This is a genomic window from Streptomyces sp. NPDC050549, from assembly GCF_040655035.1.
GTDB lineage: Bacteria > Actinomycetota > Actinomycetes > Streptomycetales > Streptomycetaceae > Streptomyces.
On the sequence record NZ_JBFAJD010000096.1, the window covers coordinates 1 to 6,858 of the forward strand.

Below are 6,858 nucleotides of genomic sequence, written 5' to 3' on the forward strand. Positions count from 1 at the left end.
AACGTCTTGTGGGCGATGCTTCGTGACGGACAGTGCTATCAAGGTTCACCTCCCGTCACGGCTGCGGCTTGACATCACGATTGGGAAGTCCTTTCCTCGCGCGCGCCAACACGCTTCGGTGGGTGGTCGTGCGGTACCAGGGGTGCTCAGCTGTGGTGGGCGAACCCGCCGAACCATCGGCGCAGCGCCTCGGACAGGCCGTCCGGACCGTCCCCGGCCCAGGCGACATAGCCGTCCGGGCGCACCAACAGGGCCTGTTCCGGGGCGAGTTCGGGTGCGTTCACGGGTTGGGCGTGGACGACGGTCACCCCGTCGGCCCAGGGATGCGCGACCTCGGCCGCCGCGTCGGCGGCCCCCAGGAGAAGGAGCAACCCCTTTCCCGTGCGCAGCAGTTCGGTGGTGCGCGGCCGGTCTCCGGCCGCGGTCTCCAGCCGGACGTCGGGCAGCCGCCGGCCCAGCAGCGGATGGGCGCCGGGCCCGACGTCGTAGCGGATCCCGAGCCCGCTGATCATTCCGGCGAGGTGTTCCCGTACGTCGTCCAGGGCGAGGAGTTCGGTGAGCAGGGCGCGGTCCGGTTCGACCTCGGGGCCACCGAGGAGCAGGTGGGCCTGAGCCCTGATGTTGGCCAGGACCTGACCGCCCACCGCGCGCCGTTCCTCGTGGTAGGTGTCGAGCAGGCTGTCGTCGGCGCTGCCCCGCGTGACCGCGGCGAGCTTCCAGCCGAGGTTGAAGGCGTCCTGGACGCCGAGGTTGAGTGCCTGGCCGCCGCTGGGCATCTGCTGGTGGGCGGCGTCCCCCGCGAACAGCACCCGGCCGTGCCGGTACCGCGCGAGTTGGCGGTTCGCGTCCCCGAAGGCGTTGACCCACACGGGGGTTCCGTGGCCGATGTCCTCGCCGGTGACCCGCTGCCAGGCGGCGACGACCTCCGCGAACTTCGGCACGCCGTCCCGGATCCCGGCGGGCCGGCCGAACTCGTGGACCATGACCCGGGTGACGTCACCCCGTGTGGCGGCGATGGCGAGACCCCGCTCCAGTCGCTGGAAGCGGCGGTCGGGTACGTCGACGCCCAGGACGTCGGCGCGCAGCAGTTCCCGGCCCGCGTCCCGGCCCGGGAAGTCGGCACCGGTCAGCCGTCGTACGGTGCTGTCCTCGCCGTCGCAGGCGACCAGATGGCGAGCGGTGACCCGCAACGGGCCCTGCGGACCGAGTGCTTCGGCCTCCACCCTGTCCTGACGGTCCGTCAGAACGTGCAGCCGGTGCTCTCGTCGCAGGTCGGCACCGAGCGCAACGGCCCGCCCCTGGAGCAGTTCCTCGGTGCGGGTCTGGTCGACCTTCCACTGACCGGGGTAGCGAGTGGGCAGGGTCAGGTCCAGCGGTACGCCGCCGAAGTGGCCGCGCGCGTCACGGGGCGGTGTCCCCAACTCCTCCAGCAGGCCGCGGGAGTCGAAGATCTCCATGGTGCGCGCGTGCAAGGTGGAGGCGCGGGACTCCTGGGTCGGTCCGGACCGTTCGTCGAGTACGACCACCCCGGCGCCGCCGAGCCTGAGTTCGGCGGCGAGCATCAGCCCGGCGGGGCCGGCGCCGACCACGACGACGTCGGCGGCCAGTGTGCCCGGGTCCCGGTGGTCCGCCGTCACGGCCGAGGCTTGCTCTCTGCGAAGGCCCTGGCGTGGTTGAGGGTGGCGAGACTGTTGGTGGACAGGGCCGTGTGGACGTAGGAGCGGGCGTCGGCGACGGTGGCGTCCGGGCCCAGCACGGTGGTGATGGTGTCGGGGTTGAGGGTGACGGTGTGGCGGGAGGTGGCGGTGACGCCGTCGGCGCCCTCCTGGAAGGTCCACCGTCCGGTGTGCAGGGCGAGCAGGGCGGGCAGGGTGACCTGCTTGTAGGCGATGGCGTGGTGGGGGAAGGTGACCCGGTAGGACTTGGTGGTGTGCGTCGAGCCGTCCTTGGCGCGGGTGTCCATCTCCAGGGTCTGCAGCCCGGGCGTGTCCTCGGTGAGGCGGACGGTGGCGACGTGCGGCAGCCGCTCGGCCCACAGGCCTGCCTCGTCGATAAAGGCGTAGACGTCCTTGGCCGCGCCGTCGATGTGCACCGAGTCCTCGAAGGAGAACGTCAACTCCCGTGCCGCATGGGCGAATTCGACGTTCTGCTTCAGTGCCGCCAGCTCCGACCTGCTGTTGCGGTCCACCGCCTCGTCGATCCAGATCAGATCGTGCGGGTCGTCGTCGATCGCGCGGTAGTCGTGCAGCAGCCGTACCCGGGACTCGTTCTCCCCGAGCGGCTCGATGATCCAGGTGCCGCCCATCGCCGCGACGGGCGGGGTGCTCACCTCCTGACGGAACGTGATGCGCAGAGCCTCCGGGTCGAGTTCACGGCGTGAAGTCCAGTTCTTGGGCTCCCCGTTGGCCGTCGCCCAGATCCGTATCCGCTCCTGCGAGCCGCTGTGCTCCACCCGGTCGACGTGGATGGTGGGCGGGAAGACGAGGGGCCAGTTCTCCACCTCCGCCAGCAGTCGGTACACCGCCGGCGCCGGCGCGGCGATCCTGATGTCGTGCTCAACCTCACGGGTCGTCATGACGGCTTGCTCCTCCAGAGTTCGGGGCGGATGTGTCCGGGTCAGAAGTTGCCGAGGCCGCCGCAGACGTTGATGGCCTGCGCGGTGACAGAGGCGGCCGTGTCGGAGGCGAGGTAGGCGACCATGCCGGCGACCTCTTCGGGGGCGGAGTAGCGGCCGAGCGGGATCTTCGCCTGGAACTTCGCCAGGATCGCGTCCTCGGTGGTGTCGTACGCCGCCGCGTAGCCCTGCCGCACCCGCTCGGCCATCGGCGTCTCCACATAGCCGGGACAGACGGCGTTCACGGTGATGCCGGTGGGGGCCAACTCGTTGCCGAGGGCCTTGGTGAAGCCGACCACGCCGTGCTTGGAGGCGGAGTAGGGGGCTCCCAGGACGACGCCCTGCTTGCCGGCGGTGGAGGCGATGTTGATGATCCGGCCGCGGCTCTTGTGGCGCATGCCGCCGGTGTTGAGGACTTCCCTGGTCAGCCGGAAGACACTGTTGAGGTTGGTCTCGATGACATCGGCCCACAGCTCGTCCTCGATGTCGGCCGTGACCCCGCCACCGGACCGTCCGGCGTTGTTGACCAGGACGTCGACGGTGCCGAACCGGTCGACGGCGGCCTGGACGAACGCGGTGGCCGAGGCCGGATCCCGCACGTCCAGGACGTGGCCGTCGGCCTCGAAGCCCTCGGCCTGGAGGTCCTTGACGGTCGCCGCGACATTGCCGGCGTCACGGGCTCCGATGAAGACCCGGTGGCCGTCGGCCGCCAGGGCCCGGGCGGCGGCCAGTCCGATGCCGCTGGTGGCACCCGTGATGAGCGCGACCCGCTTCTGCTGCGTTGACATTCTCTCCCTCTTCCGGGGATCCGGTGGTGCCGGTGGACGGCGGCACGGGGCCGGGCGACGGGAATCGCCCGGCCCCCGGCGTGCCGTGGACGGTCAGGCGGCGCTCTGGACGGTGCCGAGCGCCTGGTTGACGGCGGCCATGAGCGTCCGCGGGGTCTGCGCGTCGGCCAGCAGGTCCTCGTCGAGGGCGATGTCGTACTCGCGCTCGATACGGCTGCCGGTCTCCAGCAGGGCCAGCGACTCGTAGCCGAGGCTCTCGAACTGCACGTCGAGGATGTCGCCGTCGAGGTCGACGCCCTCGTCGGCGCCTGCGGCCTCCCGCAGAATGCGGCGCAGGTCGTCCAAGGTGAACGAAGTGGACACGTGGGTTCCTTCCTGGTGGGACACAGCGGTGGTGAGGAGGGGTCAGTCGACGGCGCGGACCACGACGGCGGAGTTGAACCCGCCGTAGCCCCGCGCCAGGACCAGCGCGGCGCGGACCCGGGCGGGCCTGGGCTGGGCACCCACCAGGTCCAGGGCGTATGTCTCGTCCGCGGCGACGTGCACCGTAGGGGGGATCAGCCGGTCCTCGATGGACAGCAGCGCGGAGGCGATGTCGAGCGGGCCCGCACCGGAGTAGAGCCGGCCGGTCATCGTCTTGGGTGCGGTGACCGGCACGCCCCGGACGCCGAACACCGAGGTGAGCGCCGCTGCCTCGACCCGGTCGAGTTCCGGCACACCGGCGGCGTCCGCGAAGACCACGTCGATGTCCTTGGGGGTCAGCTCCGCGTCGGCCAGGGCGAGTTCGATCGCCCTGCGCAGACCGGACTCCCGGCCGGTGCCGGGTCTGGGGTCGAACGTGGCGCCGTAGCCGGAGATCTCCCCGTAGATCCGTGCGCCGCGCCCGCGCGCGGACTCGGCCGACTCCAGGATCAGGATGGCACCGCCCTCCCCCGGCACATGGCCGGAGGCGTCGGCGTCGAACGGCAGATAGGCACGGGTCGGTTCGGCGCTGTCCGTCAGCCGCTCGGAGGCCTGTTGCGCCACCCAGCCCCAGGGGCAGACCGACGCATCGATCGCTCCGGAGACGATCACCGGAGTGCCCTTGCGGATGAGCCGGCGGCCGTGCGCCACGGCGTCGAGTCCGCCGGCCTGGTCACTGACGACGACCCCGCTGGGGCCCTTCATCCCGTTGCGGATGGAGATCTGGCCGCTGTTGACGGCGTAGAACCAGGCGAACGACTGGTACGCGGACACGTACTGACTGCCCTGGCTCCACAGCTTCTGCAACTCGTTCTGGCCGAACTCGAATCCGCCCGAGGAGCTCGCCGTGACCACACCCATGTCGTACGCGGGCAGCTCCGCGGGGTCGATGCCCGCGTCCTTGAGCGCCCAGTCGGTGGCGACCAGCGCGAGCCGGGTCATCCGGTCGGTCTGCGGGATCAGTCTGCTCGGCAGATGGTCCTCGGCGACGAAGCCGGGCACCTCGCCGGCCAGCGTCGACGGGTAGGAGGCGGGGTCGAACCGGGTGATCCGGCCGATTCCGTTCTTGCCGCTGCGGGTCGCCGACCAGAACTCCCGCGTACCCAGACCGTTGGGTGCGGCGATGCCCAGACCCGTCACCACCACCGAGGCGGTCATGCCACGCTCCTCTCGGGACGCGCCAGCACCATGGCGCTCTGGAATCCGCCGAAGCCGCTGCCGACGGTGAGTACGGCGTCGGTGAGCTGCTCCCGGGCGACAAGAGGGACGTAGTCGAGGTCGCACTCGGGATCCGGGGTGTGCAGATTGGCGGTGGGCGGCACGACGTTGTGCTCCATGGCCAGTGCGGACGCGGCGATCTCGATGGACCCGATGGCGCCGAGCGAGTGCCCGACCATCGACTTGATGGAGCTGACCGGGGTCCGGTACGCGTGGTTCCCCAGGCTCCGTTTGAAGGCCGCGGTCTCGTGCCGGTCGTTCTGCTTGGTGCCCGAGCCGTGCGCGTTGATGTAGTCGATCTCGGTGGAGTTCATCCGCGCCTCGGCCATGGCCTTGTCGATCGCCTCGGCCATCTCGGCGCCGTCGGGCCGCAGTCCCGTCATGTGGTAGGCGTTGGAACGCGTGGCGTACCCGGCCACCTCGGCGTAGATGTGCGCACCGCGTCGCGTGGCGCTCTCCAGCTCCTCCAGGACGAACACGGCGGCGCCCTCACCGAGGACGAAGCCGTTGCGGGTCCCGTCGAAGGGGCGGGAAGCGTGCTCGGGCTCGTCGTGCCGGGGCGTCGTCGCCTTGATGGCGTCGAAGCAGGCCATGGTGATCGGGGAGATCGGCGCGTCGGAGGAGCCCGCGATCATGACGTCGGCGGTTCCCTCCCGGATGAGTTCGACGGCGTGGCCGACGGAGTCGATGCCGGAGGTGCACCCCGTGGAGACCACCGTGGCCGGACCCTGCGCGCCGCTGTCCAGGGCGACCTCGGCCGCGAAGGAGCTGGGGACCAGGTAGTTGTAGAGGTGCGGGACCGCGTAGTCGTGGTCCACGATGTGCAGCCGCCCGCTGTCGCTGACCACCTTGTACTCCTGGTCCAGGCCCATCGTCGCGCCGACGGCGCTGCCGATGGTGACCCCGACGCGGTAAGGGTCGCAGGCGTCCAGCGTGATCCCGCTGTCGGCGACGGCACCCCGGGCAGCGACCACCGCGAACTGCGCCGCGCGGTCCATACGCCGGGCCTCCTGCGGACTGAGCCCGTGGTCCTCGGGGTCGAAGTCGATCTCGGCGGCGACCCGGGAGCGGAACGGGCTCGGGTCGAAGAACGTGATGCCGCGCGTGGCGGTACGGCCCTCGCTCAGCAGCGCCCAGAAGTTCTCCCGGCCGATCCCGCCCGGAGCCAGCACTTCTATGCCGGTGATGACGACTCGTCGGCCGGTCACGCGGACGCCTCCCAGTGGTAGAAGCGGGTGGCCATCGCATCGGCCGGCGAACGCCAGGTCTGCGGATCGTAGGCGCCGATGAACGGCTTCAGGTCCTCGCTGATCGACACGAACCGGGAATCGGTCTTGGCCTGCTCGATCAGTTCTCCGCCGTTGTCCGAATCGAAGTCCTGAAGGTGGAAGTACAGCCCTCGATATTGGAAGAGCTGACGCCTGCGCGTTCCCATCAGATGCGGCATTTCGGTGTTGTCGAACTGGCCGAAGAGCTTGGAGACATCCACGTTGGACGCCGGATCCATTCGAGCAACAATCAGCGTGCTGTGCATTTCTTCCCTCTCCATAAGCCCTGAGACGCACCCGCCTGAATTGCTATTAAGTATCCAGGGCCGCCATATCGCTTTCAATACTCGCAATGTCAGGGCAGTGTCAGATTCGTCAGCCCTTCGCCGGAAATTCGCGCGGACATCCGCACATCGGATCAGTCCTTGATCTCGCAGATGGCGGCGCCGGAGGTGATGGATGCTCCGACTTCCGCGCCGAGGCCCTTGACGGTGCCGGACTTGTGGGC

7 protein-coding genes are annotated in these 6,858 nt (G+C 69.9%); all 7 read right to left on the reverse strand.

Annotated features, from left to right (window positions below):
- Positions 1-146 precede the first annotated feature (146 nt).
- The 7 genes from AB0I51_RS48005 to AB0I51_RS48035 all read right to left on the reverse strand — a co-directional run bounded on the left by AB0I51_RS48005 (position 147) and on the right by AB0I51_RS48035 (position 6,616).
- Complete coding sequence (locus tag AB0I51_RS48005; protein ID WP_362985794.1) at positions 147-1,637, reverse strand: FAD-dependent monooxygenase; 1,491 nt, start codon at positions 1,635-1,637, stop codon at positions 147-149.
- Complete coding sequence (locus AB0I51_RS48010; protein ID WP_362985796.1) at positions 1,634-2,575, reverse strand: aromatase/cyclase; 942 nt, start codon at positions 2,573-2,575, stop codon at positions 1,634-1,636. The genes AB0I51_RS48005 and AB0I51_RS48010 overlap by 4 nt, the downstream gene beginning before the upstream one ends.
- A 41-nt stretch (positions 2,576-2,616) precedes the next feature.
- The gene (gene fabG, locus AB0I51_RS48015; RefSeq protein WP_362985798.1) at positions 2,617-3,402 is read right to left on the reverse strand and encodes a 3-oxoacyl-ACP reductase FabG; all 786 of its coding nucleotides are present in this window, start codon (positions 3,400-3,402) and stop codon (positions 2,617-2,619) included.
- Positions 3,403-3,495: 93 nt separating this feature from the next.
- Positions 3,496-3,765, reverse strand: a complete 270-nt coding sequence (locus AB0I51_RS48020; RefSeq protein WP_362985800.1) for an acyl carrier protein — start codon at positions 3,763-3,765, stop codon at positions 3,496-3,498.
- 42 nt (positions 3,766-3,807) lie between these two features.
- On the reverse strand, positions 3,808-5,022 hold the full coding sequence (locus AB0I51_RS48025) for a ketosynthase chain-length factor (protein ID WP_362985802.1): 1,215 nt from the start codon (positions 5,020-5,022) through the stop codon (positions 3,808-3,810).
- A complete protein-coding gene (locus tag AB0I51_RS48030; protein WP_362985804.1) occupies positions 5,019-6,290 on the reverse strand; it encodes a beta-ketoacyl-[acyl-carrier-protein] synthase family protein in 1,272 nt (423 codons plus the stop codon). The genes AB0I51_RS48025 and AB0I51_RS48030 overlap by 4 nt, the downstream gene beginning before the upstream one ends.
- A complete protein-coding gene (locus AB0I51_RS48035; protein ID WP_362985806.1) occupies positions 6,287-6,616 on the reverse strand; it encodes a TcmI family type II polyketide cyclase in 330 nt (109 codons plus the stop codon). Before AB0I51_RS48035 ends, AB0I51_RS48030 begins: the two co-directional genes overlap by 4 nt.
- Positions 6,617-6,858 lie beyond the last annotated feature (242 nt).